The sequence below is a fragment of the Streptomyces sp. NBC_00178 genome, assembly GCF_036206005.1.
Taxonomy (GTDB): Bacteria; Actinomycetota; Actinomycetes; order Streptomycetales; family Streptomycetaceae; genus Streptomyces.
Genome location: NZ_CP108143.1, coordinates 5,876,756 through 5,899,601, shown reverse-complemented (window position 1 = coordinate 5,899,601; position 22,846 = coordinate 5,876,756). Strand labels below are relative to the sequence as shown.

Annotated in this window: 22 protein-coding genes; 14 read left to right on the top strand and 8 right to left on the bottom strand. The window is 71.6% G+C overall.

Going from position 1 to position 22,846, the window contains the following annotated elements:
- Positions 1–90 precede the first annotated feature (90 nt).
- The 5 genes from OHT61_RS25740 (at position 91) to OHT61_RS25720 (ending at position 6,537) form a co-directional block, all read left to right on the top strand.
- On the top strand, positions 91–2,346 hold the full coding sequence (locus tag OHT61_RS25740; RefSeq protein WP_329041468.1) for a DUF6571 family protein: 2,256 nt from the start codon (positions 91–93) through the stop codon (positions 2,344–2,346).
- A 2-nt stretch (positions 2,347–2,348) separates the two neighbouring features.
- Positions 2,349–2,915 carry a hypothetical protein gene (locus OHT61_RS25735; RefSeq protein WP_329041466.1) on the top strand — a complete coding sequence of 189 codons (567 nt, stop codon included), beginning with the start codon at positions 2,349–2,351 and terminating at the stop codon, positions 2,913–2,915.
- 124 nt (positions 2,916–3,039) lie between these two features.
- On the top strand, positions 3,040–3,528 hold the full coding sequence (locus tag OHT61_RS25730) for a hypothetical protein (protein ID WP_329041465.1): 489 nt from the start codon (positions 3,040–3,042) through the stop codon (positions 3,526–3,528).
- Positions 3,529–3,758: 230 nt separating this feature from the next.
- Positions 3,759–4,307 carry a TetR/AcrR family transcriptional regulator gene (locus tag OHT61_RS25725; RefSeq protein WP_329041463.1) on the top strand — a complete coding sequence of 183 codons (549 nt, stop codon included), beginning with the start codon at positions 3,759–3,761 and terminating at the stop codon, positions 4,305–4,307.
- Positions 4,308–4,347: 40 nt separating this feature from the next.
- The gene (locus OHT61_RS25720; protein WP_329041462.1) at positions 4,348–6,537 is read left to right on the top strand and encodes an MMPL family transporter; all 2,190 of its coding nucleotides are present in this window, start codon (positions 4,348–4,350) and stop codon (positions 6,535–6,537) included.
- Positions 6,538–6,683: 146 nt separating this feature from the next.
- Here the strand turns inward: OHT61_RS25720 and msrB are convergent, their stop codons facing one another.
- The 4 genes from msrB to OHT61_RS25700 form a co-directional block, all read right to left on the bottom strand.
- Positions 6,684–7,091: a peptide-methionine (R)-S-oxide reductase MsrB gene (msrB, locus tag OHT61_RS25715; protein ID WP_329041461.1), complete on the bottom strand. Its 408-nt coding sequence runs from the start codon at positions 7,089–7,091 to the stop codon at positions 6,684–6,686.
- Between the two features lie 9 nt (positions 7,092–7,100).
- Positions 7,101–8,495, bottom strand: coding sequence for a UDP-N-acetylmuramate--L-alanine ligase (murC, locus tag OHT61_RS25710; RefSeq protein WP_329041460.1), 1,395 nt, complete (start codon positions 8,493–8,495; stop codon positions 7,101–7,103).
- Between the two features lie 49 nt (positions 8,496–8,544).
- Complete coding sequence (locus OHT61_RS25705; RefSeq protein ID WP_327113235.1) at positions 8,545–8,997, bottom strand: indole-3-glycerol phosphate synthase; 453 nt, start codon at positions 8,995–8,997, stop codon at positions 8,545–8,547.
- Between the two features lie 152 nt (positions 8,998–9,149).
- Entirely contained in the window at positions 9,150–9,926 is a 777-nt protein-coding gene (locus OHT61_RS25700) for a pyrimidine reductase family protein (protein WP_329041459.1), read from the bottom strand.
- A gap of 59 nt (positions 9,927–9,985) precedes the next feature.
- Here OHT61_RS25700 and zapE point away from each other — a divergent pair, with 59 nt between their 5' ends.
- From zapE to OHT61_RS25680, 4 genes are all read left to right on the top strand, one after another.
- On the top strand, positions 9,986–11,077 hold the full coding sequence (gene zapE / locus OHT61_RS25695) for a cell division protein ZapE (protein ID WP_329041458.1): 1,092 nt from the start codon (positions 9,986–9,988) through the stop codon (positions 11,075–11,077).
- A gap of 81 nt (positions 11,078–11,158) precedes the next feature.
- Positions 11,159–11,584: an OsmC family protein gene (locus OHT61_RS25690; RefSeq protein ID WP_329041457.1), complete on the top strand. Its 426-nt coding sequence runs from the start codon at positions 11,159–11,161 to the stop codon at positions 11,582–11,584.
- Positions 11,585–11,720: 136 nt separating this feature from the next.
- Positions 11,721–13,097: an alkaline phosphatase PhoX gene (locus OHT61_RS25685; RefSeq protein ID WP_329041456.1), complete on the top strand. Its 1,377-nt coding sequence runs from the start codon at positions 11,721–11,723 to the stop codon at positions 13,095–13,097.
- A gap of 96 nt (positions 13,098–13,193) precedes the next feature.
- Positions 13,194–14,144, top strand: coding sequence for a polysaccharide deacetylase family protein (locus OHT61_RS25680; RefSeq protein WP_329041455.1), 951 nt, complete (start codon positions 13,194–13,196; stop codon positions 14,142–14,144).
- Positions 14,145–14,175: 31 nt separating this feature from the next.
- Here the strand turns inward: OHT61_RS25680 and OHT61_RS25675 are convergent, their stop codons facing one another.
- The gene (locus OHT61_RS25675; RefSeq protein ID WP_329041454.1) at positions 14,176–14,355 is read right to left on the bottom strand and encodes a hypothetical protein; all 180 of its coding nucleotides are present in this window, start codon (positions 14,353–14,355) and stop codon (positions 14,176–14,178) included.
- A 77-nt stretch (positions 14,356–14,432) separates the two neighbouring features.
- Positions 14,433–15,110 (bottom strand): AIM24 family protein, encoded by a 678-nt coding sequence (locus OHT61_RS25670; protein ID WP_329041453.1) that lies wholly within the window; start codon positions 15,108–15,110, stop codon positions 14,433–14,435.
- A 75-nt stretch (positions 15,111–15,185) separates the two neighbouring features.
- Here OHT61_RS25670 and OHT61_RS25665 point away from each other — a divergent pair, with 75 nt between their 5' ends.
- The 5 genes from OHT61_RS25665 to OHT61_RS25645 all read left to right on the top strand — a co-directional run bounded on the left by OHT61_RS25665 (position 15,186) and on the right by OHT61_RS25645 (position 20,279).
- Positions 15,186–15,956: an aminoacyl-tRNA hydrolase gene (locus OHT61_RS25665; RefSeq protein WP_329041452.1), complete on the top strand. Its 771-nt coding sequence runs from the start codon at positions 15,186–15,188 to the stop codon at positions 15,954–15,956.
- 174 nt (positions 15,957–16,130) lie between these two features.
- Positions 16,131–16,883, top strand: coding sequence for a DUF4142 domain-containing protein (locus OHT61_RS25660; protein WP_329043390.1), 753 nt, complete (start codon positions 16,131–16,133; stop codon positions 16,881–16,883).
- Between the two features lie 130 nt (positions 16,884–17,013).
- Positions 17,014–18,306 (top strand): DUF692 domain-containing protein, encoded by a 1,293-nt coding sequence (locus OHT61_RS25655; protein WP_329041451.1) that lies wholly within the window; start codon positions 17,014–17,016, stop codon positions 18,304–18,306.
- 5 nt (positions 18,307–18,311) lie between these two features.
- A complete protein-coding gene (locus tag OHT61_RS25650; RefSeq protein ID WP_329041450.1) occupies positions 18,312–19,334 on the top strand; it encodes a TIGR04222 domain-containing membrane protein in 1,023 nt (340 codons plus the stop codon).
- 186 nt (positions 19,335–19,520) lie between these two features.
- Complete coding sequence (locus OHT61_RS25645; protein WP_329041449.1) at positions 19,521–20,279, top strand: TIGR04222 domain-containing membrane protein; 759 nt, start codon at positions 19,521–19,523, stop codon at positions 20,277–20,279.
- Positions 20,280–20,574: 295 nt separating this feature from the next.
- On the opposite strand, the gene hemQ is transcribed toward OHT61_RS25645, so the two are convergent.
- Entirely contained in the window at positions 20,575–21,288 is a 714-nt protein-coding gene (gene hemQ / locus OHT61_RS25640) for a hydrogen peroxide-dependent heme synthase (RefSeq protein WP_327113257.1), read from the bottom strand.
- A 4-nt stretch (positions 21,289–21,292) separates the two neighbouring features.
- Positions 21,293–22,768, bottom strand: coding sequence for a protoporphyrinogen oxidase (gene hemG, locus OHT61_RS25635; RefSeq protein WP_329041448.1), 1,476 nt, complete (start codon positions 22,766–22,768; stop codon positions 21,293–21,295).
- Positions 22,769–22,846: the final 78 nt, after the last annotated feature.

The following is a 22,846-nucleotide window of genomic DNA, read 5'->3' as shown; positions in this document are numbered from 1 at the left end:
GCTGTCACGCGGCGTCGGACGGGCCCGTCCGGTCACCGGGCGGCGTACGGGGGAAGAAAGTTGCAGTTCGAGGACATCGTGAGCGCCCCGGTGGGCAAGCTCGGCGAAGCCGCCCACGCGTGGGCGGAGATGGTCACCAAGCTGGCATCACTGGCCGACGACGCCCGCACCGGGATGAAGGTGAAGGCGGACAAGGCCGACTGGCAGGGTGTCAACGCAAGCGTCACCAGACCGTTCATCGCGAAGACCGCCGAGGAGTTCGAGGACGCGGCAGCCGAGGCCAAAGGCATCGGACTGCTGCTCGCGGACGCACACACTGCTTTCAAGACCGCGAAGGACGGGCTCGTCAGGATCCGGGACGAGGAAGCCGACAAGGCCGGGATCGTGATCAGCCCGGCCGGACACGTGACGGCCAGGTACGACCTGGAGGACGATCCCGGGGCGCGGCACGATCCCGACTATCCCGCGGCCCTGCGCAAGCAGAAGGCCGCCGTGGTCGCCTGGCAGAAGCGGATCGACCGGCTCGTCGAGGACTTCTCCGACGCCGACGACTCCCTGAAACGCGCGCTCATGGCCAATGTGTCGGGTGACAAGGATTTCAGCGCCCCGAAGTTCACCAGCCTCGACGCCGAGCAGGTCGACCGCGCCGCAGGCCTGCTGAAGACGGTCACGGGCGAGGGTGGCACCGCCCGCAACGCAAAGGCCCTCGGACAACTCGCGGACCTCATCGACGACAACCGTGACGATCCCGAGTTCGCGACGGGGTTCTACCGGAAGATCGGCGCGGAGGGGACGCTCGAGGCCTACACCAGGATGTCGCTGGACGCGACATCGCTCGGCCCTCTCGGTCAGGACCGGGCGGCTCAGGTCCGCGCCATGCAGAACGACATGGGCGCGATGCTCGGCCTCGCCACCCAGACCTCGACGCCGAACCATCTCGACGCGACGTGGACCACCCAGCTCATGAAGGCCGGGCGCAAGGAAGTCGACGTGTCGGGCTTCGCGGGCGTCGGCACCAAGGTCTACGGCTACCAGGCGCTCGGCGCTCTGCTTCGCGAGGGGACGTACGACAAGGACTTCCTCACAGCTGTCGGCCGGGACATGGTCGCGATGGACAAGAAGAACCCGGACATCTGGTCGACCAACCTGCCCTACGACCAGAAAATGGCGATCAACCTCGACACGGAGGGCGGAAAGGGCTTCAACCCCCTCACCGGTCTCATGGAGGCGATGAGCAGGAACCCCGACGCCTCCACCGCCTTCTTCCACGAGGGGATCCGCGAGGATTCCGACAAGGACGGCATCGTCACGCTGTCCGACGCCGAGATCAAGGGCAAGGACGCCCAAGGCGTGGTCGACTACATGCTCGACAAGAAGCCGACGGCCGACTGGTACGACACGACGGAGGGCGGGGAGGCCGCCCCGGGCCAGACCGCGATGGGCAACGCGCTGGAAGCAGCGGTCACCGGACGGATTCCGGGCGACGACGACGCACCCCCCGTCTCCCACAGCAAGGCCATGGCCGACGTGATGGAGCAGGTCGTGGAGAAGACGGGGACGAACCCCGAACTCGTGGCCGCGAAGGCCGGCGACCCTGCGGCACCCCTCAGCGGACTGTCCCGGCAGTTCGGCAACATGGCGGCGGAGTACATGCCGGACCTGCAGGCCGCGGCGGAGAACGGGGCCGGCCAGATAAAGCCGTTCGGACACGCGGCGCAATTCGACAAGGGTCGGATGGCAGCGTTCCTGGGCGCGGTGGCCCAGGACCCGCAGGCCTACGGCGCGATCACCAACGCGCAGCAGGCCTATACGACGGCGCTGGTCAGTGATGTTTTCCGTCACCCCGAGAGCCACCCGGACACGGGAGAGGCCGTGCGGAACGCCGTCCACCCCGGAGGTGAGATCGCGGGGATGATGACCGAAGCGAGAGCATATGCGATTCACGAAGCCAAAGCTCACGAGAACACGGAGTACAGCGAAGGAGTGAGCGACAACGCCAAGTGGACGAATCGGATCCTCACGGCCGCCGGTGCCAAATATGTCGAAATGATTCCGGTTGGTGGTGACGTTGTGGGTTGGATTCAGGAAGACATTACGGAATCCGTCGTCAAGCACGCGGAGAGAGACGTTTCGGGCGAAGGCCGACGCGATTCACTGACCGGTTACGCTGACGCGGAACTCGCGGCGAAGAATGCCGCCGTGTCGGCCGTCGAAACAGGCGCCAAAGCGGCTGGCCTCTCACCCGATCAATACAACGACTACAAGGGCTCAGCCTCCACCGAAACCGCCAGTGCACATTCGACCGGACGCGACCTGGTCGACAGTTCTCACCCCAAAGGGAAGTAGGCATGCGGCGACTCACGCAGACCACGATGGCAGCCTCGATGCCGGCGATACTGATCGCTTCTCTGGCCGGGTGCTCCGAAAAGGCCGAAGCGGTCCCCGAACTCCCTGCACGAATCTGTTGGGGTGCTTTCGCCGCGAAAGAGGTGTCACCTCTCCTGCCGTCCGGACAGAAGGCCACGTTTGGCGCCGCAGCCATGCACCCCTTCGCCCTCCCGGAGAGTGCGGACCTCGCCTCGTGCACCTTGGACATCGATGGCACGACAAAATTCCAGGCTTCAGCGACTCGCCTTGACTACGAAAAAGATATCGACTGGAGCCCGTGGGAGAAGGCCGATCCCGAACCACTTGCCATCGGCGAGAAAGGCATTCTCTGGTACGACGGGGCCGCCTCGTACATCGTCTGTGAACCCTCCGTCGCCTCGTCCTCTCCAGGGAGGTACATCGATCTGCACCTCAGTACGTTCCGTTCGCAGGGCGATCGCGAGCAGGAGAAGCGGGCCCGCCGTGTCCTCCCCGTCCTCCTGAAGCAGTTCGTCGCCTTCGCGGAGAAGGAACTGAAGTGCCGCTGACCGGGCCGCGGACCTCAGTGATTCCGGTGCGGGTAGGCCGGTCCCCCTGGGGCGGGTACCGTTGGAGGCTCTGATCTCGTGTGCCTCCTGGCGGGCTGCGTGACACCCCAGGAGGAGCAGCAGGATGACGACGAACCGCGGACGCAAGGACGTGATCCGGGACCGGATGGCCGCGACCGGCGAGTCGTACAACGTCGCCGCGCGGAACCTCAAGGCGATGAAGGACACGAGCGCCACGCGTGACGCGGTGCTCGTCCAGCGCTGGCAGCCCGCGGACTCGCTGGACGTGCCCTGTCCCTGCGGGGGCACGTGCGAGCCGGGCGAGACCTGTGACCGCTGCCATGCCCGGCATCGGCACGTGCGGCGCTATCCGGGCAGCCTGACCGAGGTCGAGGTCTGGGCGGACCGGTACGAGTGCATGGGCTGCTCGTCCTCGTACACGCTGACCGTCCACCTCACGGGCCGCCCGTGGGGGGTCGCGGAGACCGTGGTGCGGGGCGGGGCGGCCGAGGAGGTCGTACAGGCCCGGGTGTTCCCGGGGGTCGCGCACCCGCTGCTGCGGGCCGAGGCGGCCGCGGAGTCCGGCTCCGGCTCCGGCTCCGGCGAGGAGTAGGGCCGCCGGCACCGGCTCCGCCCCTCGGCAGCCGCAGAGCCGTCCGCGCGCCCGACCCACCACACGTAGGCCCCCCGGTTCCGCTGGGGGGCCTTCGTCGTCCCCCGCCCGGAGCGTGAGCCGGCAGCCGAGGTCCTCCCGCCACCGCGATCACCCGATAGTGGCGCGGCTCACGGCGGGAACCTGACCGATCGGCCAGTTCTGACCGATCGGTCAGCTAGCGTGTCCCCATGCCACGTCCGCCCTCCCCCATGCGCCGTCAGATTCTCGACTCTGCGGTGCGCCTGTTCGCCGAGCGCGGTTTCAAAGGGACCTCGCTCCACGACATCGCCGTCGAGGCGGGCTGCTCCAAGGCGTCCCTGCTCTACCACTTCGCGGGCAAGGACGCGATCCTCACGGAGGTGCTGACTCCTCCGGCGGAGAGCCTCACCGCCATGAGGGACGACCTGGCGGCGCTGGAGGGCGACCGGGCCGTGCGTGCGGCGGTGGCCGTCTACGTGGGCCTGGCGATGCGCTTCCGCCAGGAGGTGAAGATCATCTTCGCCGAGCTGCCCGACATGCTCGGCCACCCGGTCCTGGCCGTCATCCCCGAGGCAGTCGACCAGCTCGCGGACGCGCTGGCCGGTCGCTCGCGTGAGCCGGCGGCGCGCGTGTCGGCCCAGATGGTGATCGGCGGTGTGGCGGTGACGGTCGCCGCCGACGTGGACGTGGCCCCGGACGCGATGCGCGCCGCCCTGGAACAGGGAGCGCTGAGAACCCTCGGTCATCCCGTCAGCTGACAGAAGTCGTCCCGTTCGAAGAGAAAGACGCCTCCATCGCATGGCTATCCTGCTCTACCGGCTCGGCCGGCTCTCCTTCCGCCGCCGAGGGCGCGTCCTCGCGCTGTGGCTCCTGCTCCTCGCGCTCCTCGGAGGAGGAGCCGCGGCCTTCAGCGGGCCCACGACCAGCAAGTTCTCGATTCCGGGCACGGAGTCCCAGAAGGCCCTGGACGCCCTGACCCGGGAGTTCCCGCAGGCGGGCGGCGCCACCGGGACCATAGTCATCGCCGCACCGGAGGGCGGGAAGCTGACGCCGGAGGCCGTCGCTCCGGTGACCGGCGCGGCCGCGAAGGTGCCCGGTGTCGTCGCCGCCGTCGACCCCTTCGTGTCCAAGGCCGTCTCGCGGGACGGCCGCTACGCACTGGTCCAGGTGCAGTTCGCCACCGGGGTCGACGGCATCACCGACGCCCAGCGCGAGGCGTTCTCGAAGGCGGGCGCGTCCGTCGCGGATCTGCGCGTGGAACACGGCGGCGAGATCATGCGGGGCGTACCCGAGGTCGGCTCGACCGAGGTCATCGGAGTCGGGGTCGCCGCCCTGGTCCTGATCCTGACCTTCGGTTCCCTGGTGGCAGCCGGCATGACGCTCCTGAACGCGCTGGTCGGGGTGGCGGCCGGCATGGCGGGGCTCTTCGCGCTCAGCAGCACCGTGGAGCTGACCAGCACCGCGCCGATCCTGGCGCTCATGCTGGGCCTGGCCGTGGGCATCGACTACGCCCTCTTCATCACCTCCCGCTACCGCACGTACGTCGCGGACGGCATGGACGGCGAGGAGGCGGCGGGCCGGGCGGCCGGTACGGCAGGTTCCGCCGTGGTCTTCGCGGGAGCCACCGTCGTCATCGCACTCGCGGGGCTCTCCGTGGCCGGGGTGCCCTTCCTCACCGTGATGGGTCTCGCGGCGGCGGCCACGGTCGCGCTCGCGGTGCTGGTGTCCCTCACCCTCCTCCCGGCCGTCCTCGGCTTCGCGGGAGTACGGGTACTGCCCCGCAAGCAGCGGAACCTGGACAGGACCTCCTCCGTCGCCTCCGCCGAGGCGCACGGCGGTCCCGGTGCGGGCAGCGGCTTCGGCTTCCGCTGGGGCCGTGTCGTGGCGCGGCTGCGCGTCCCCCTGCTGCTCGTCGGCGTGATCGGCCTGGGCGCGCTCGCCCTGCCCGTGCAGGACATGCGCCTCGCGCTGCCCGACGCGAGCACCGAGGCCGAGGGCTCCCCCAACCGCGAGGCGTACGACCTGACCACCCGGGGATTCGGGGAGGGCTTCAACGGACGGCTGATCGCCGTCGTCTCCGGTGACACCCCCGGGGCGACCGCCGCCGCGGCCAAGGAGACGGCCGGACTGATCGCGGAGACCGACGGGGTGCTCGCCGTCGCCCCGCCGCAGACGAACGAGCGCGGCACCACCGCGCTGCTGGCCGTGATCCCCGAAACGGGTCCGACCGACGCCGCGACGGAGGACACGGTCAACGCGATCCGCGACCGGGTGGAGAGCGTGCGCGGGGCGTCGGTGGCGCTGACGGGGGCCACGGCCGTCGGCATCGACGTCTCCGAGAAGCTCGCCCACGCCCTGCCGGTCTACCTGCTGCTCGTGGTCGGGCTGTCGGTGCTGCTGCTCATGCTGGTCTTCCGCTCGATCCTGGTGCCCGTCAAGGCCGCGCTGGGCTTCCTGCTGACCATCGGCGCCACGTTCGGCATCACCGTCGCCATCTTCCAGCAGGGGCATCTGGCCGACCTGGTCGGACTCGACACCCCCGGCCCACTGGTCAGCTTCCTGCCGATCCTTCTGATCGGCATCCTGTTCGGGCTGGCCATGGACTACGAGGTCTTCCTCGTCTCGCGGATGCGGGAGGACTTCGTCCACGGCAGCGACGCCCGCGAGTCGGTCGTCAGCGGCGTCGGCCACAACGCGCGGGTGGTGTCGGCGGCGGCGATCATCATGACGGCCGTCTTCGGCGGCTTCGTGCTGATGCACGACCCGATCATCAAGTCGATCGGCTTCGCCCTGGCCGTCGGCGTGCTCGTCGACGCCTTCGTGGTCCGCATGACCCTCGTGCCGGCGGTCATGCACCTGCTGGGCCGTGCCGCCTGGTGGCTGCCCCGTCCGGTGGACCGGATCCTGCCGGACCTCGACATCGAGGGCGAGCGGCTGCAGCAGGAGATCCCGGTGCAGCGGCAGGCGGCGGAGCTCACCAAGGTGTGAGCCGTCACCGCCGGCCGACCGGAGGTCACGCGGGCCGCACGCCTCCGTGACCGGACGTACCGCCGCCCGCCAGGAGCATGTCTCCTGGCGGGCGGCGAGGTGCTGTGGCCCCGGCCGGCATACGCCACCGGGGCCTCCCGCGTCTCTCAGGCCTCGTCGGGCGCGAGCGTCAGCGAGATGGAGTTGATGCAGTACCGCTGGTCCGTCGGCGTCGGGTAGCCCTCACCCTCGAACACGTGCCCGAGGTGTGAACCACAGCGGGCACAGCGCACCTCGGTGCGTGCCATGCCGAGACTGTCGTCGCGGAGCAGCTCGACGGCGTCGGTGTCCTTCGGGTCGTAGAAGGACGGCCAGCCGCAGTGCGACTCGAATTTGGTGTCGGAGCGGAACAGCTCCGCACCGCAGGCACGGCAGGAGTAGAGACCTGCCGTCTTGGTGTCGGTGTACTCACCCACGAAGGCGGGCTCGGTGCCGGCCTTGCGCAGCACCGCGTACTCGGCGGGGGTCAGCTCTTCCCGCCACTGCTCGTCAGGCTTCTCGACGTCGTACGGCACGGTGGCTCCTCAGCTCGACAGGTGGTCCAGGATCTGCGGGCCGAGGTCCGTGACGTCGCCCGCTCCCATGGTGAGAACCACGTCGCCCGGCTTCGCCATTCCCGCGACCGCGGCGGGGACCGCGGCCTTGTCGTGGACGGCCGTGACCTCGGCTCCCGCGGCCTCGGCGGCGGCGATGATCAACTCGCTCGTGACGCCCGGGAGCGGGTCCTCCCTGGCCGGGTAGATGTCGAGGACCAGGGAGGCGTCGGCGAGCGCGAGGGCCTGGCCCATCTCGGTGCCGAGTTCCTTGGTACGGGAGAAGAGGTGGGGCTGGAAGACCACGAGGAGGCGGGCGTCGGAGGCGGCGCCGCGCATGGCCTCCAGGTCCGCGGTCATCTCGGTGGGGTGGTGCGCGTAGGAGTCGATGACCTGGACTCCGGCGGCCTCGCCCTTGAGCTGGAGGCGGCGCTTGACCCCGGTGTACTTGCCGATGGCGGAGGCCAGGTTGTGCGCGGGAATGCCGAGCGCGACGCCCGCGGCGAGTGCGGCGACCGCGTTGAGGGCGTAGTGGCGGCCCGGCACGGAGACGGTGAAGGTGAGGTACTTGCCGTTGAGCACGACCGTGACCTCGCTGGTCAGGCCGCGCGGGGTGATCTTGTGGACCCGTACGTCGGCCGTCTCGGACTCGCCGTAGGTGACCACGTCCAGGGAGGACCTGCCGCGGACCCGCTCGGTCAGCTCGACGGCCCCGGCCTGGTCGGCCGCGACGACGAGGGTGCCGCCGGGGACGACCTTGCCGACGAAGGTCTCGAACGACTCGTGGATCTCGTCCATCGACGCGTAGTTCGCGTGGTGGTCCAGCTCGACGTTGAGGACGATCGCGACCTGGGGGTCGTACTTCTGGAAGCTGCGGTCGCTCTCGTCGGCCTCGGCGACGAAGATGTCGCCGCCGCCGTGCGTGGCGTTGGTGCCGGGGCCCTCCAGGTCGCCGCCGATGGCGTACGACGGGTCCAGCGCCAGCTCGGACAGGGCGACGGCGAGCATGGACGTGGTGGTCGTCTTGCCGTGCGTGCCGGCGACCGCGATGGCGCGCAGCCCGTCCATCAGGGAGGCGAGCGCGTCGGAGCGGTGCACGACGGGGATGCCCAGCTCGGCGGCGCGGACCAGCTCGGGGTTGTCGGCGCGGATGGCGCTGGAGACGACCACCGAGGTCGCGTCGTCGGCCAGGTGACCGGCCGCGTGGCCGATGTGGACCGTCGCACCCAGTGTGCGCAGCGCCTCGGCGGTCGGGGAGTCCTTGGCGTCGCTGCCCGCCACCTTCGCTCCGCGCTGGGCGAGGATCTTCGCGATGCCCGACATTCCGGCTCCGCCGATGCCGATGAAGTGCGGCCGTTCCAGGGCGGCAGGAATACCGGGTGCCATGCGTGAGTCTCCCGAGGTGTGACTGACTGGGTAGGGGTCCGCCCCCAGCCTATTCGCTGTGCGCGAAGAGCTTGAGCACCGGTACGCCGACCTTGTGACGGGCCCGGGACGCCCAGTCCCGGTGGAAGAACTCCTCGACGTAGTGAGGTGCCGTCAGGACGATGACCTCGTCGGCGCCGGAGTCGTCGACGACGGTCTTCAGCTTGTCCAGGGGGTGGTCCTCGACCACCTGGCCGACGGCTTCCGAACCGGCCTCGCGCAGTTCCCTGAGCGAGTACTCCAGTGCCATCTCCGCGGGCTCGCGGGCCTCCTTGCCCTCCGGCTGCTCGCCCTCCCGTACGGCCTCGCGCAGCTCGCCGATCGCGACGTCGTCGATCGCCCTCAGCAGTACGTCGGCCTGGTCGCTGCGCGGCTGCATCAGGACGACGAACGAGATCCGCTCCTCGCCGTGGAGGGTGGTGACGAACTCCACGTCCTCGGGAGTGAGGGGCTTCTCGATCATCAAAACGCTCGTGAACACGGCAGGCGCCCTTCCGCTTCATCCGGTCGGCCGCCGGGGCGGCCGCTTCTGCTGAAACCATCCTTCCCCGCAATTGCACGGGGTAGCAGGACTTAGTGTGCCCACCTGGAGTTAACCGGAACGGGATATTCCGCTCAATGTCCGATCTTCCCGTACCGGGTGAAGAGGAACCCTGATTCCTCCAGCAGCGAGACGAGGGAGAAACGTTCCGGCACGACGACCGCCGGTCCGCCGGCGATGCGCTGCGCGGCTCCGGCCGTGAGCAGCGGCGACAGGGTCAGGCAGAGCTCGTCCAGTACACCGGCCGCCACGAACTGCCCGAGCAGCCGCGGCCCGCCCTCGGTGAGGAGCCGGGTGTGACCACGGGCCGCCAGTTCGGCCACCGCGCGGGCGGGCTCCACGGCGGCGCCGTCCCCGGCGAACAGGACCTCGGCCCCCGCCTCCCTCGCCGCGCGGACCCGGTCCCCGGGCGCGGCCGTCCCGGTGATCACGAGGGTCGGGACCAGGGGCGAGACGAACAGCGGGAGGGAGAAGTCCAGGTCGAGGCCCGCACTGACGACGGCGACGGCCGGGGCCGGGCCCTGGCCCGCCGCGGCCCGCCGGGCGGCGAACGCCTCGCGGGCGCGGGCGGGCCGGTAACCCTCCAGGCGCACCGTCTCCGCCCCGACGACCACGGCGTCGGCGAGCCCCCGCAGCGTCCCGAAGATCCGCATGTCGGCGGCGCACGAGATGCCCTGGGACCGGCCGTCGTGCTGGGCGGCCCCGTCGAGGGTGGAGACCATGTTGGCCCGGAGCCAGGGGCCGTCGCCCTCCGGATAGGCGTAGGCGCCGGCCAGTTCTTCGAGCGTCCACTCGCGGTCGGCGGCGGGGGCTGGGGTGGTGGGGTCCGTCACAGGGAGCAGGCGTCGCATGTCCGGCAGTCTGGCATGGCGCCGGGGGCCTTCCGGGAGAGGCCTTAAGGTGGAGAGTTGTGTCGTCCTCCACAGCCGTGCCGGGGCAGAGCCCCATAGCCGAAACGGCCCCGCAGTCCCTGTGCGCCCTCGAGCCGCGCGTCCCCGCCGACCGGCTGGTCGCGGAGATGGTGCCGCCGCCGCGCTTCGACTCGGTGCGCTTCGATACCTACGTGCCGGACCCGGGCCGGCCGAGCCAGACCGAGGCGGTCGGCGTGCTCAGCTCCTTCGCGGCCGGGCTGGGCGGTGCGCACGCGACGGGGTCGGGCAAGCGCAAGTGGTTCGGGAGGAAGCAGGCGGCATCCGACGGGCCCCGCGGCGTCTATCTCGACGGCGGGTACGGCGTCGGCAAGACGCACCTGCTCGCCTCGCTGTGGCACGCCACTCCTGCCGATCCCTCGCTCAAGGCGTTCGGCACCTTCGTCGAGCTGACGAACCTGGTCGGCGCGCTCGGCTTCCAGCAGACCGTGCAGACGCTGGGCGGGCACCGGCTGCTCTGCATCGACGAATTCGAATTGGACGACCCGGGCGACACCGTCCTGGTGTCCTCCCTGCTCAGCAGGCTCGTCGAGCAGGGCGTCGCCCTGGCCGCCACCTCGAACACACTCCCGGGCAAGCTGGGCGAGGGCCGCTTCGCCGCGGCCGACTTCCTCCGCGAGATCCAGGGGCTGTCCGCGCACTTCCGGCCCCTGCGGATCGACGGCGAGGACTACCGCCACCGCGGGCTGCCCGAGGCCCCGCCGCCGTACTCCGACGACCAGGTGACCAGGGCCGCGTACGCCACCGCGGGTGCCTCGCTGGACGACTTCCCGGCCCTGCTCGACCACCTGGCCCGGGTGCACCCGAGCCGTTACGGCGCGCTGACGGACGGGATCGCGGCGGTCTGCCTCACCGACGTGGGCCCGGTGCCCGACCAGTCCACCGCGCTGCGCCTGGTGGTGCTCGCCGACCGGCTGTACGACCGCGAGGTCCCGGTGCTCGCCTCCGGTCTGCCCTTCGACCGGCTGTTCAGCGACGAGATGCTGAACGGCGGGTACCGGAAGAAGTACTTCCGCGCCATCTCGCGGCTGACGGCGCTGGCGCGTGACGCAAAGGGTCTTGTGGCGCAGTAGGTTCGGGGACGACGGGTGTGACGCCGCCTCAGGCCGTGTCCGCACCCGCGTAACCGCGTACACCGTTCGAAGGGATCCAGCATGGCTACCACGCGTCAGGCGCACACGGTCTGGGAAGGCAACCTGCTCGAGGGCAAGGGTGTCGTCACCCTCGACTCCTCCGGCGTCGGGGAGTTCGCCGTCTCGTGGCCCTCCCGCGCGGAGAAGGCGAACGGCAAGACCAGCCCGGAGGAGCTCATCGCCGCCGCGCACTCCAGCTGCTTCTCGATGGCCCTGTCCAACGGTCTGACGACGGCGGGCACGCCGCCGACCCGGCTGAACACGCAGGCGGAGGTCACGCTGCAGCCGGGCACCGGTATCACCGGCATCCACCTCACCGTGGAGGGGGAGGTCCCCGGCATCGACGAGGCGGGCTTCGTGAAGGCCGCCGAGGACGCCAAGGCGAACTGCCCGGTCAGCCAGGCGCTCACGGGCACCACGATCACGCTCACCGCGTCGCTGGCCTGACGTCACTCCCGTCCCAGGGGCCACTTACGCCCCTGGGACACAGGGGGCCTCAGTGGCACGCGTGGTTCCCGCGCGCCCCGACGCGTGGTACACACATGCGGGTCACTTCACCTGTCCGCCAACAGGGAGTTGCCTCATGTCATCCGCACCTCGACGACTCGCGACACGACGACAGATCCTGGCCGGCAGCGCCGCGACCGCGGCCTCCGTGGCCTTCACCGGGGCCTTCACCGAACTCTTCGCCGGCACCGCCGAAGCCCGGGGCCACAGTGGTTACGGCCCCCTCCTGCCGGACCCGCACGGGCTGCTGGACCTGCCGAAAGGTTTCCGCTACCGCGTCCTCTCCCGTGAGGGCGATCCGCTCCGCTCCGGCGAGGGCCTGGTCCCCAGCAACCACGACGGGATGGCGGCCTTCGCCGGCCGCCACGGCCGGGTCCATCTCGTGCGCAACCACGAGAACCGGGTCACCGGCAGGATCGGTGTCCCCACGGTCGACGGCCTCACCTACGACCCGATGGGCAAGGGCGGCTGTACGTCCATCGAGCTCGACGCGGACGGCGCCGTACGCGGCGAGCGCGTCGCCATCGCGGGTACGGCCGTCAACTGCGCCGGCGGCCCCACCCCCTGGAACACCTGGCTGACCTGCGAGGAGACCGAGGACAAGGCAGGCACCAACGGGTACACGAAGGACCACGGCTTCATCTTCGAGGTGGACGGAGCCGATCCCCGTCGCACCGGGGCCGTCCCCCTGACCGCGATGGGCCGCTTCCAGCACGAGGCGATCGCCGTCGACCCGGGCAACGGCATCGTCTACGAGACCGAGGACGCGTTCGAGAGGCCGTTCGGTCTCTTCTACCGCTTCCTGCCGGACAAGCCGCTCGGCGGGACCGGCTCGCTGCGCGCGGGCGGCACGCTGGAGGCCATGCGGGTGCCCGGGGTGCCCGACCTCTCCGCGGTCCAGGAGACCGGCGCGACCTTCGACCGGATCGAATGGGTCCCCGTGCCGGATCCGCAGGCCGCCGTCACGCCGATCCGGCTCCAGGACTTCGGCCCCAAGGGCATCACCCACGCCCAGAAGCTGGAGGGCTGCTACTGGGGCGGGTCGTCGGTGTACTTCGTCTCCAGCTTCGCGCACAGCGCGGAGGGCTCGGCGGCCGACCACTTCGGCCAGGTGTGGCGCTACGAACCGAAGCGGCGCCGGCTCACGCTCGTCATCGTCTTCGGCCCGGACACCGACGTGCAGCTGCCGGGCGAGTCGCCGGACAACATCTGCCTCGCGGCGGGGGGCGGCCTGATGGTGTGCGAGGACGGCGGCGGCGCCCAGCATGTACTCGGGGTGACGCGGCGCGGCGAGGTCTACGCGATGGCGCGCGGGCGCCAGAACATCGGGACGCCCGAGGAGCCGGAGTGGGGGGAGTTCGCCGGGGTGACGTTCTCGCCGGACGGCCGGACGATGTTCGTGAACTGCTACACGCCGGGGACGACGTTCGCCGTGACGGGACCCTGGCGCTGATCACCCGCTGCCGCCCGCGGGGTCCGGGCGTGGGCCGTCCGGGCCAGGCCGGAGCGCCTCCGAATAATCTGATTATCCAACAGTTAGCTTCCTTGGATGATCAGATCTGTTCGCGCACTGACCGCTTGTGCCGTACTGAGTGCGGCGCTCGCCGGGTGCGGAGGCCCTGAGGACACCCGCACCGGGACGACGGCCGCTTCTGCGGCCGCCGCTCCGTCCCCGGTGCGGGAATCCGGCAGGAAGTCCGGTCAGGATTCCGGCGAGGAGTCCGCGGAGGCGTCCGCCACGCCGTCGCGGGCTCCGAAGGCCGCCAGGAGCAGCGGGCCTCCCGTGCTCGCCCCGGGTCCCGGCGGCCTCACCCCCGTCTTCGAGCGCAGGGGGGACGGGTCGCCCCCCGGGGCCGGCCGCGGGTCCGGCAAGGTCGTGGCCCTCACCTTCGACGCCGACATGACGGCGGACCAGGGACCACGTGCGGCGGCGGGCGAACACTTCGACAATCCCGGGCTCATCGCGTCGCTGCGCAGGCTCGCGGTGCCGTCGACGGTCTTCATGACGGGGAGGTGGGCTCAGGAGTACCCGTCGCAGGCCCGCGCGATCGGCGGCGATCCACTGTTCGAGATCGCCAACCACTCCTACAGCCACTACGCCTTCTCCTCCCCCTGCTACGGGCTGCCGGCCGTGGCGGCGAAGGACATGCGACGCGACGTGGAGAGGGCTTTCACCGCCATCCGGAAGACGGGCGCGCGCAACGTCGTGCCGTACTTCCGCTTCCCCGGCGGCTGCTACGACGACGCCTCGCTGAAGGCCCTGGCCCCCACCGGGGTGACCGCCGTGCAGTGGGACGTGGTGAGCGGGGACGCCTTCGCGACGGACGCGGACGCCGTGGCCGAGCAGGTGCTGGCCGGGGTGAAGCCGGGATCGCTGGTGGTCATGCACTGCACCCGCAGCGCGGCCCCCGTCACCGATGCCGCCGTGCGGCGGATCGTGCCGGAGCTGCGCGAGCGCGGCTACCGCTTCGTGAAGGTCTCGGAGCTGATGCGCGGCTGAGGCCGCCCCGCACGGCACCCGCCCGCCCGGTTCACCCGGAGCAGGCGGAGCGTCCGGCCTCCTGCCAGGCGCAGACCGGGCAGAGGGTGCTGCCCTTCGTCGACTCCGGGTACTCGGTCGGCTTCCGGCACAGCACGCATTCGGCGTACGGCGGGCCCGCGTCCGGGGGCGCGGGGGTTTGTACGGGCGTCTCGCAGTACGCATCGTCCATACCCACCAGGGTACTCAGTCGCGCGGCACGGGGGCCTGGCAGCCGGGGCGCGGGGAGCGGCGGACCGTCGGGCGGGATCAGTGGGCCGAAGCCTTCTCCGGCTTGAGCTCGCTGGGGCGGACGATCACGAAGCCCTCGCCCTGGAGCATCAGCTGGACCGCCTCGCCGGAGCCGCCGCGCACCATCGAGCCGAAGCTCTGCGAGCGGTGCAGCGAGGTGGAGAGCCGGGCGCTCCAGCCCACCACGGCGTCCGTGTCGACGTAGACGGGCTGCTGCGGGGTGACGGGAATCACGATGGGGGTGCCGTCGCAGATCAGGCCGAGCTTGCCGTAGCCGCTGAACACGCTGTTGAAGAGGCCGCCACCGGTCATTCCGGCGCCCTTCACGGTCTTGATCTCGTAGGCGAGGGTGGCGTCGAAACAGAGGACGTTGCGGCCGTTGACCGTCAGGACGTCGCCCTGCTCCATGTCCACGATGAAGCAGTTCGCCGCCTCGTGGGCGAACCACGCCTCGCCCTGGCCGGAGACCGCCATGAGCGGCAGGCCCTCCCCGGTGACGGCGCGCTTGAGCATGCCGCCTATCCCCTGGCCCTTGCGCTCGAACTGGAGGCTGCCCCGGAAGGCGATCATCGACCCCTGACGCGCGTGCATCTCACCGTTGACGGCGTACTTGATCGATTTGGCGTTCTGCAGCGTCATGCCCGGGACGGTCGCCTGCTGCGCCATGTGCTCGCTGGAAAAGAGGTCGCTCTTCATGCCGTGCATCCTCACCCGGAGCCTGGTGTTCCGCCAAGAACCGAGACGCCGTATCGCGCCTGGCAGACTGGTGGCGTGAGCAGCGACAGCGTTTTCGAACCCCTTCCCGCGGAGCCCTCCGCCCCCGCCGACAGCCCGTTCCGCACGGAGCCGACGTCCCGCGACGAGGCCCCGCAGTTCGTCCTGCCGCTGGTGGTGCACATCGAGAAGACGGATCCCCCGGCGCGCAACGACGCCCTGGTGACCGCGGCCCGCGCCGTGCTCACGATCCTCTCCGACGCCCGGTCGCTCGCGGAGGGCGGGGCCGGCGACGACGGTGAGGGCGAGTGGGCGCGCGCCATGCGTGACTGGCAGGACGCCCGGATCCGCAAGGTGGTCCGGCGGGCTCGTGGAGCGGAGTGGCGCAAGGCGTCCGCGCTTCCGGGGATCACGGTCACCGGCGAGCACGCCGAGGTGCGGGTCTTCCCGCCGGTGCCGCTGGACGGCTGGCCCAAGGAGCTCGCCAAGCTGCAGGTGTCGGGCACCGATCTGGACGACCCGGAGCCCCCGGCCGCACCCGATCCCGCGGGTCCCGTGCTGTGGATGAACCCCGAGGTCGGCATGTCCGCGGGCAAGGCGATGGCGCAGGCCGGACACGGAGCCCAGCTCGCCTGGTGGGAGCTGTCCGGCACGGAGCGGAAGGCGTGGCGCGAGGCGGGGTTCCCGCTCTCGGTCGCGACGCCGGACGCCGCCCGCTGGCGTGCGCTCACGGAGAGCGGACTGCCGGTGGTGCGCGACGCCGGGTTCACCGAGATCGCTCCCGGCTCCTGCACGGTCGTCGCGGATCACCCGGCGCTGCGCCGCTGACCTGCGGGCCGGGCCGGCCCGTACCGGATCTTTCGCGGTCCTGTTGAACATCCGTGCGCCCGACTACGTATCTCCCCGTACTGCCGCAACGGCATTACCGCCAAGTAGGTTGATCGACGCTTCAGTTGGCGGTTGATTCGACGCTGTCACGTACCGGCCCGGGAGAACATCTTGTTGCGACGCATCAACGGAACGGCCCTCATCATCGCCGCGCTGGTCGCCACGCTCGGCGCGCTCGCCTTTCCCGTCTGGTCCTACGCGGACCGTTCGGGCACGGGCGAGGCCAATCTGAACGCGTCCAGCGTCGCCACCCAGTGGGGTCCGCTCTCCGCCACCGACCGGGACTTCCTGGTCAAGGTGCGCCTCGCCGGGCTGTGGGAGCTGCCGGCGGGGCAGCAGGCCATCGAGCGGGCCCCGAGCGAGGGCGTGAAGCAGGCCGGGGACCATCTGGTGGTGGGGCACACGGACCTGGACCGGCGGGCCCGCGACGTGGCCTCCAAGCTCGGCGTGGAGCTGCCGAACCAGCCGTCGGAGCAGCAGCAGGGCTGGCTCGACGAGCTCACGGCGGCGAGCGGACAGGAGTACGAGCAGAAGTTCGCGAATCTCCTGCGGGCCGCGCACGGCAAGGTGTTCGCCCTGATCGCCCAGGTCAGGCACACGACACGCAACTCGCTGATCCGGCAGCTGGCCTCGGACGCCAACCAGACGGTGCTCGACCACATCACCATGCTGGAGCGCACCGGTTTCGTCGACTTCGACGGCCTGGCGCGTGACGCCGCCGCGGGCGCGACGTCCAGCCCGTCGGGGCCGCCCCTGTCCACGGGCGGTGGCGTGCCGCAGGTCCCGGTCCCCGTGACCCCGAGCGGCGACCAGTCGTTCACCTCGCGCCCGGTGCCGCCCACCATGGCGCCGCTGCCGCAGCCGTGATCCGGCCCCCGTCGGGCGTGGCGGGGGGCTGCGTCCGGAAACCTCAAATCCACCTCTGAACGTCCCTCCTTTCGGGTTCGCGGGCTCCCCGCGGGGCCATCACCCCTGCACGGAACGGGGAGGGAACACCATGGAGCTGGGAACGGGGATCGGCTGGCGGCCCGAGATCGCGGAGACGGTCGAGGCGCTGCCGGGGATCGACTGGGTCGAGGCGGTCGCGGAGAACATCTGCGCGGACCATCTCCCGCCCTCGCTCGTGCGCCTGCGCGAGCGCGGAGTGACGGTCGTCCCGCACGGGGTGTCGCTGGGTCTGGGCGGTGCCGACCGCCCGGACCCCGGCCGGCTCGCCGCGCTGGCCGCGAAGGCCGAGCTGCTGGGGACGCCGCTGGTGACCGAGCACATCGCGTTCGTGCGGGCCGGGGGGACGGTGACCGCGTCACCGGTGCTGGAGGCGGGTCACCTGCTGCCCGTGGCCCGGACCTGGGACGCGCTGGAGGTGCTGTGCGAGAACGTGCGGATCGCGCAGGACTCCCTGCCCGTCCCGCTGGCCCTGGAGAACATCGCCGCACTGGTCTCCTGGCCCGGCGAGCAGCTGACCGAGGGGCAGTTCCTCGCGGAGCTGGTCGAGCGCACCGGCGTCCGGCTCCTGATCGACGTCGCCAACCTGCACACCAACCACGTCAACCGCGGCGAGGACCCGGCGCGGGCTCTCGACGAACTGCCGGTGGAGGCCATCGCGTACGTCCATGTGGCGGGCGGCGTCGAGAAGGACGGCGTCTGGCACGACACCCACGCCCATCCCGTGACGCGGCCGGTCCTGGACGTGCTGGGCGAACTCCGCTCCCGCGTCGACCCGCCGGGTGTACTGCTGGAGCGCGACGACGACTTCCCGCCGGGCCCGGAGCTGGCGGCCGAACTGGCGGCGATCCGGGAGACGCTGGCCGCGGCGGCTTCGGAGCCCCGCCGCGTCCGGCGGCGGCCCGCCCGGGTGGCCGGGCCGGCCGCACCGGCGGCCGGGGCCCGGGACCGTACCGCCGTGGCGCAGACCGCGCTGCTCTCGTCCCTGGTGGCCGGCACACCGGTGCCGGACGGCTTCGACCACGGGCGCCTCGCGGTGCAGAGCAGGGCCCTGGCCGCGAAGCGGGCCGACGTCGTCGCGAAGGTCGCCCCGGAACTGCCGGAGATCCTCGGTGACGGCTACCGGCGGGCGTTCCTCGCGTACGCCCGCAACCGGCCGATGTCGGCCGGCTACCGCCGGGACGCCCTCGGGTTCGCCGAACAGCTGCTCGTCGCGGGCCACCCGGCGGACGAGGCCGCCCGCCGGCGGCTGACGCGCTGGTGGGAGGGGCGCGCCGCCCCCCGCCCGCCCCGCCGCGCGGCCCGGCTGGTCCACGCCGCCCGTACCGCTCTTCTCGGAAGGTGACCGCCGTGAACACGCTCGCTCTCCTGCTGACCCTCACCGTCGCCGTCGCCTCGGTGCTCCTGATCGCGACGACACGCCGCGCCGGCATGCGCGGCGGCGACGGCGCCGCATACGTCCACGACCTGTCCGAGGTGGCGTTCCTCAGCGGTGGCCCCGCCAGGGTGGTGGACACGGCGCTCACCCGCATGCACGCCGACGGGCGGCTGGCCGTCGGCGGCCCGGGCATCGTCACGCTCCGGCGGAACGAGGCCCGTGACCCGGTGGAGCGCGCCGTGCTCCAGGAGCTGGCCGCCGCGCCCAGCGGCGCCCTGCACTCCCTGCGCGAGGCCGTGATGCGGCACCCCGCGGTGCAGGAGATCGGTGACGGGCTGGCGGCGCGGGGCCTGCTCATCCCTCCGGGCGAGAGCCGGACCCGCCGGGGCTGGGCGCTCGCCCTGGGCATCGGATGCGTCGTGGGCTTCCCGCTCGGCATCGCCCTGACCGTCGCGCAGTACGCCCTGCACGACGGGTTCGGGGACATCCCCTTCCCCTTCGTCATGAAGGTGCTGCCCGCGCTGCTGACGGGTGCCGTGGTCGGCCTGTCCACCGCGGCGGCGGCCAAGTCGCGGCTCACGAAGGCGGGGCGCCGGGCCGCCGACAGCTACCGGACGGCCAACGCCCATGTGACGGATCCGGCCCATCTGGTGGCCACGAGGGGCCTGGGCGCACTCCCCGACCCGGAGCTCCAGGGGCAGTTGACGGCCGCCGCCCGGCAACGCTCTTCCGGGCGCACCTCGTCGCTGTCGTCGGCCTCCGCGTCGCCCGCCGCCGCGACGGCGTTCGTGCCCGTGGTGTGGTGTGCGAGTGCGGGTCCCGGGGGCGGATGCGGGGGCTCCTCCGGTGGAGGCGGGGACTCGGGGACGGGCTCCACGTGCAGTTCGGGGTCGAGCTGCGGGGGCGGCGGGTCCAGTTGCGGGGGCGGGTCCAGTTGCAGCAGCGGGTCGAGCTGTGGCGGTGGCGGGTCCAGCTGCGGCGGAGGCGGCTCCTGACGCGCGCGGGGACCTGACGCACGCCGGGCGGGGGTCCGGGCGGCGGCCCGTGTCGCCGCCGCGGGCCGGGCCGCGCGGATATGCCTCCGTCAGGTTTCAGCCACCGATGACCACCTGTGCCCGTTTTTCGTCCAAATCGTGAACAACCTATGGCGCTTCCCTGTAGATTTCGCGTAGAACTCGGCCATGCTCTGGGTCGTACTTCTTCTCGTCGCATGGGGCGCCGCCGGCGTCTCCTGCATCCGGCTGTGCCTCATCACCGCGAGCACGGCCCAGCCGCCGTCGCCCGCCACGCGGGAGGGCGTGCACCCCGAACTCAACCTGTACGAGACGGCGTTCCTGGCGGGCGGACCTCGCAGGGTCGCCGAACTGGCCCTGGTCTCCATGCACCTGCGGCGGCGGCTGCTGCTCGCCCACACCGGCTGGGCGACGGTCGTCGACCCGGAGGGGCGGGACGAGGTCGAGCGCACCGTGATCCGTGCGATCGGGCCGGACGGGCAGTCCCGCATAGCGCCGATCAGGGCGGCCGCCGCGGCGGCCGACGCCGTACGCGCCCTCGCCGACCGGCTCGTCGTGGCGGGGCTCGCCGTCCCGCACGGCACCCGGACCGACCTCGAATCCGCGGTGCGGGCCGTCCGCGGCGCAGCCGTGCTCGTGGTGGCGCTGGCCGCCGCCGCCCTGCTGATTCCCGGTCAGGAGGAGTCCCACGCGGGCCCGGTGGCGGCGTGGTTCGCGCTGCCGCTCGTGCTGACCCTGGGGTGCCTGGCCATCGCACGGGTGGAGAACCACCCGTACAGCCCTTGGGCCTCCCCGACGGGCCAGCAGTGGCTGGACTCGCTGCCGGCGCCGGCGCACGGCGTGGACCGCGATCTGCTCGCCGCGGTGGCCGTGCGGGGTGTGGGCGCGGTCGAGGACCCGCAGTTGCGGGCGGCCCTGCTGAGCTGACGGGCACGCGGGCCCGGTACGTGAATACGGCATGACGCAGGGCCGTCCCCGGCCGGGGACGGCCCTGCGTCATGCCGTATTCACGTATGCGGTCCGGGACACACCGGCCGGACCCGGCGAGAAGCGGTGGCCTGCGGGGAGGTATGGCTCACTCCCCCGCGGGCCACGACGGTTCGCCGGCCTTCGGCCGGTGTGTACCCGGTACCGGACCCGGTGTCGCTGGAACGACGGGCGGCGTCACACGCGCCGTTGCCCGCCAACTGATCTTCCGGGTCGGGGTGGCCGGAAACGCTGGCTATGCGAGCCCGGTCACCAATTCTGCGACGGACTTCCTGCGCCCCGTGTAGAACGGGACCTCCTCGCGGACGTGCAGCCGCGCCTCCGAGGCCCGCAGGTGACGCATGAGGTCGACGATGCGGTACAGCTCGTCCGCCTCGAAGGCGAGGACCCACTCGTAGTCGCCCAGGGAGAACGAGGCGACCGTGTTGGCGCGCACGTCCGGGTAGCCACGGGCCATCTTGCCGTGGTCCGCGAGCATCCGGCGGCGGTCCTCGTCGGGCAGCAGGTACCAGTCGTAGCTGCGCACGAAGGGGTACACGCTGATGTAGTCGCGCGGGGTCTCGTCCGCCAGGAAGGCGGGCACGTGCGACTTGTTGAACTCGGCGGGGCGGTGCAGCGCCATGTTCGACCAGACCGGCTCCAGGGAGCGGCCGAGCTTCGTGCGCCGGAAGAGGTTGTAGGCCTCCTGGAGTTCGTCCGAGGTCTCGGCGTGCCACCAGATCATCAGGTCGGCGTCGGCCCGCAGACCGGACACGTCGTAGGTGCCCCGGACCGTGATGTCCTTGGCCGCGAGCTGGTCGAACAGTTCCTGGACCTCGTCGGCGTAACCGGCGCGGTCGACGGGAAGGACGTCCTTCAGCCTGAAGACGGACCACAGGGTGTAGCGGATGACCTCGTTGAGGTCCTTGGCCTTCTTACCCGCGTTCGGAAGCTTCTCTGGCGCACTCATACGGCTATTGTCCCGCCTCGCTCCGCGTGCCCTGAACCCGGGTGGGGGTCCCGGCGCTCCCTCCCGTGAAGTCCGCCGCGATCTCGTCCGCCGCGCGCTGCCCACCGGCGACGCAGGCCGGGATGCCGACGCCGTCGTACGCCGCTCCGCACACCCGCAGTCCGGGGAGTTTCGCGACCTCGTCGCGGATGCGGGCGACCCGGGTCAGGTGGCCCACCGGGTACTGGGGCAGTCCCCCGATCCACCGTGTGACCCGGGTGTCGACGGGCCGTGCCGACAACCCCGTCGCCGTGGCGAGATCGTTCAGGGACAGGCCGACGAGTTCGGAGTCCTCACGGTGCAGGTGCTCCTCCTCGCCGTAACGGCCCACCGACGTGCGCAGCACGAAGAGGCCGGGCGCGGAGTCCGCGACCCACTGCCACTTCTGGCTGGAGAAGGTCGCGGCCTTGATCGTGCGCCCGTCGACCGGCGGCACGAGGAATCCCGAGCGCCCGTGCAGCGCCTCGGTCCCGGCGACGTCGGAGCGCCGGTATGCCAGGGTGACCAGGGCCATCGAGGCGTACTCGACCGCGGCCAGCTCGACGGAGGCGGCCGGGCACTCGGCGGCGAGCAGGGTGGAGGCGGACCAGGCGGGGGTGGCCAGGACGACGGCGTCGGCGGCGATCACCCCGCTGTCCGTGCGCACGTCCCACCCGTCCGCGGTCCGGGTCAGGCCGAGCACCGGGGTGTCCATGAGGATCTCCGCGCCCCCCGCCCGCACGGCGTCCGCGACGGCGCCCGGCAGGGTGCCGACGCCTCCCGCGATGCCCTGGAAGACGGGGCCGGTCTGCTGCCGGGCGGCGGCGCGATCCTGGATGCGCCGCACGCCGTCGAGGAGCGGCCCGCCCTCCTTCACGGCCTCGAAGAGCTGCGGCACGGCCGCGCGCATCGAGATCCGGTAGGCGTCGCCCGCGTAGACCCCTCCCAGCAGCGGCTCGACGAGCCGGTCCACGACCTCCCGGCCGAGCCGGTCGGCCACGTACGAGCCGACCGCGACGTCGTCCCCGACGGCCGTCGGCGTGAGCTCGCGCTCCTCGGCGATCCTGGCGATCCCTTCGGGCGAGAGCAGTTCACCGAGCGCGGCGGGGTCACCGGGGACGCCCATGACGTGCCCCTTGGGCATCGGGCGCAGCGCCCCCCGGGTCCAGACCGACGCGGTGGCGGTGGCGGGGGGCTGGAGGCGGTCACCGAGTCCGGCCGCGACGGCGAGTCCGACCGCCTCCGGGCGGCGGGCGAGCATCGACTCCGCCCCGAGGTCGACCCGGGTGTCCGCGATCTCCCCGGTCATCAGCTTGCCGCCGACCCGTGCGGTCGCCTCCAGCAGGGTGACCCGGAGACCGGAGTCCAGCAGCCGGTGGGCGGCGGCGAGTCCGGCGATGCCGCCGCCGATGACGACGGCGTGGCCCGTACGCGTGGTGTCGCGCTGAAGAGAACGCTGCATGGGTCCACTCTCTCAAACCTCTTCCGAGTCCCGAACGTGACCGCTTCGAAACCACCGGAAGGAAACCCGGACCTGGGA

Coding starts and splice junctions, on each gene's coding strand:
- OHT61_RS25720 (WP_329041462.1), top strand. CDS start 4,348: ATGGCTATCCTGCTCTACCGGCTCGGCCGGCTCTCCTTCCGCCGCCGA.
- OHT61_RS25645 (WP_329041449.1), top strand. CDS start 19,521: ATGCTCTGGGTCGTACTTCTTCTCGTCGCATGGGGCGCCGCCGGCGTC.
- hemQ (WP_327113257.1), bottom strand. CDS start 21,288: ATGAGTGCGCCAGAGAAGCTTCCGAACGCGGGTAAGAAGGCCAAGGAC.
- OHT61_RS25685 (WP_329041456.1), top strand. CDS start 11,721: ATGTCATCCGCACCTCGACGACTCGCGACACGACGACAGATCCTGGCC.
- OHT61_RS25730 (WP_329041465.1), top strand. CDS start 3,040: ATGACGACGAACCGCGGACGCAAGGACGTGATCCGGGACCGGATGGCC.
- OHT61_RS25705 (WP_327113235.1), bottom strand. CDS start 8,997: ATGATCGAGAAGCCCCTCACTCCCGAGGACGTGGAGTTCGTCACCACC.
- OHT61_RS25735 (WP_329041466.1), top strand. CDS start 2,349: ATGCGGCGACTCACGCAGACCACGATGGCAGCCTCGATGCCGGCGATA.
- OHT61_RS25680 (WP_329041455.1), top strand. CDS start 13,194: ATGATCAGATCTGTTCGCGCACTGACCGCTTGTGCCGTACTGAGTGCG.
- OHT61_RS25725 (WP_329041463.1), top strand. CDS start 3,759: ATGCCACGTCCGCCCTCCCCCATGCGCCGTCAGATTCTCGACTCTGCG.
- OHT61_RS25670 (WP_329041453.1), bottom strand. CDS start 15,110: ATGAAGAGCGACCTCTTTTCCAGCGAGCACATGGCGCAGCAGGCGACC.
- OHT61_RS25655 (WP_329041451.1), top strand. CDS start 17,014: ATGGAGCTGGGAACGGGGATCGGCTGGCGGCCCGAGATCGCGGAGACG.
- OHT61_RS25675 (WP_329041454.1), bottom strand. CDS start 14,355: ATGGACGATGCGTACTGCGAGACGCCCGTACAAACCCCCGCGCCCCCG.
- murC (WP_329041460.1), bottom strand. CDS start 8,495: ATGGCACCCGGTATTCCTGCCGCCCTGGAACGGCCGCACTTCATCGGC.
- OHT61_RS25700 (WP_329041459.1), bottom strand. CDS start 9,926: ATGCGACGCCTGCTCCCTGTGACGGACCCCACCACCCCAGCCCCCGCC.
- OHT61_RS25690 (WP_329041457.1), top strand. CDS start 11,159: ATGGCTACCACGCGTCAGGCGCACACGGTCTGGGAAGGCAACCTGCTC.
- hemG (WP_329041448.1), bottom strand. CDS start 22,768: ATGCAGCGTTCTCTTCAGCGCGACACCACGCGTACGGGCCACGCCGTC.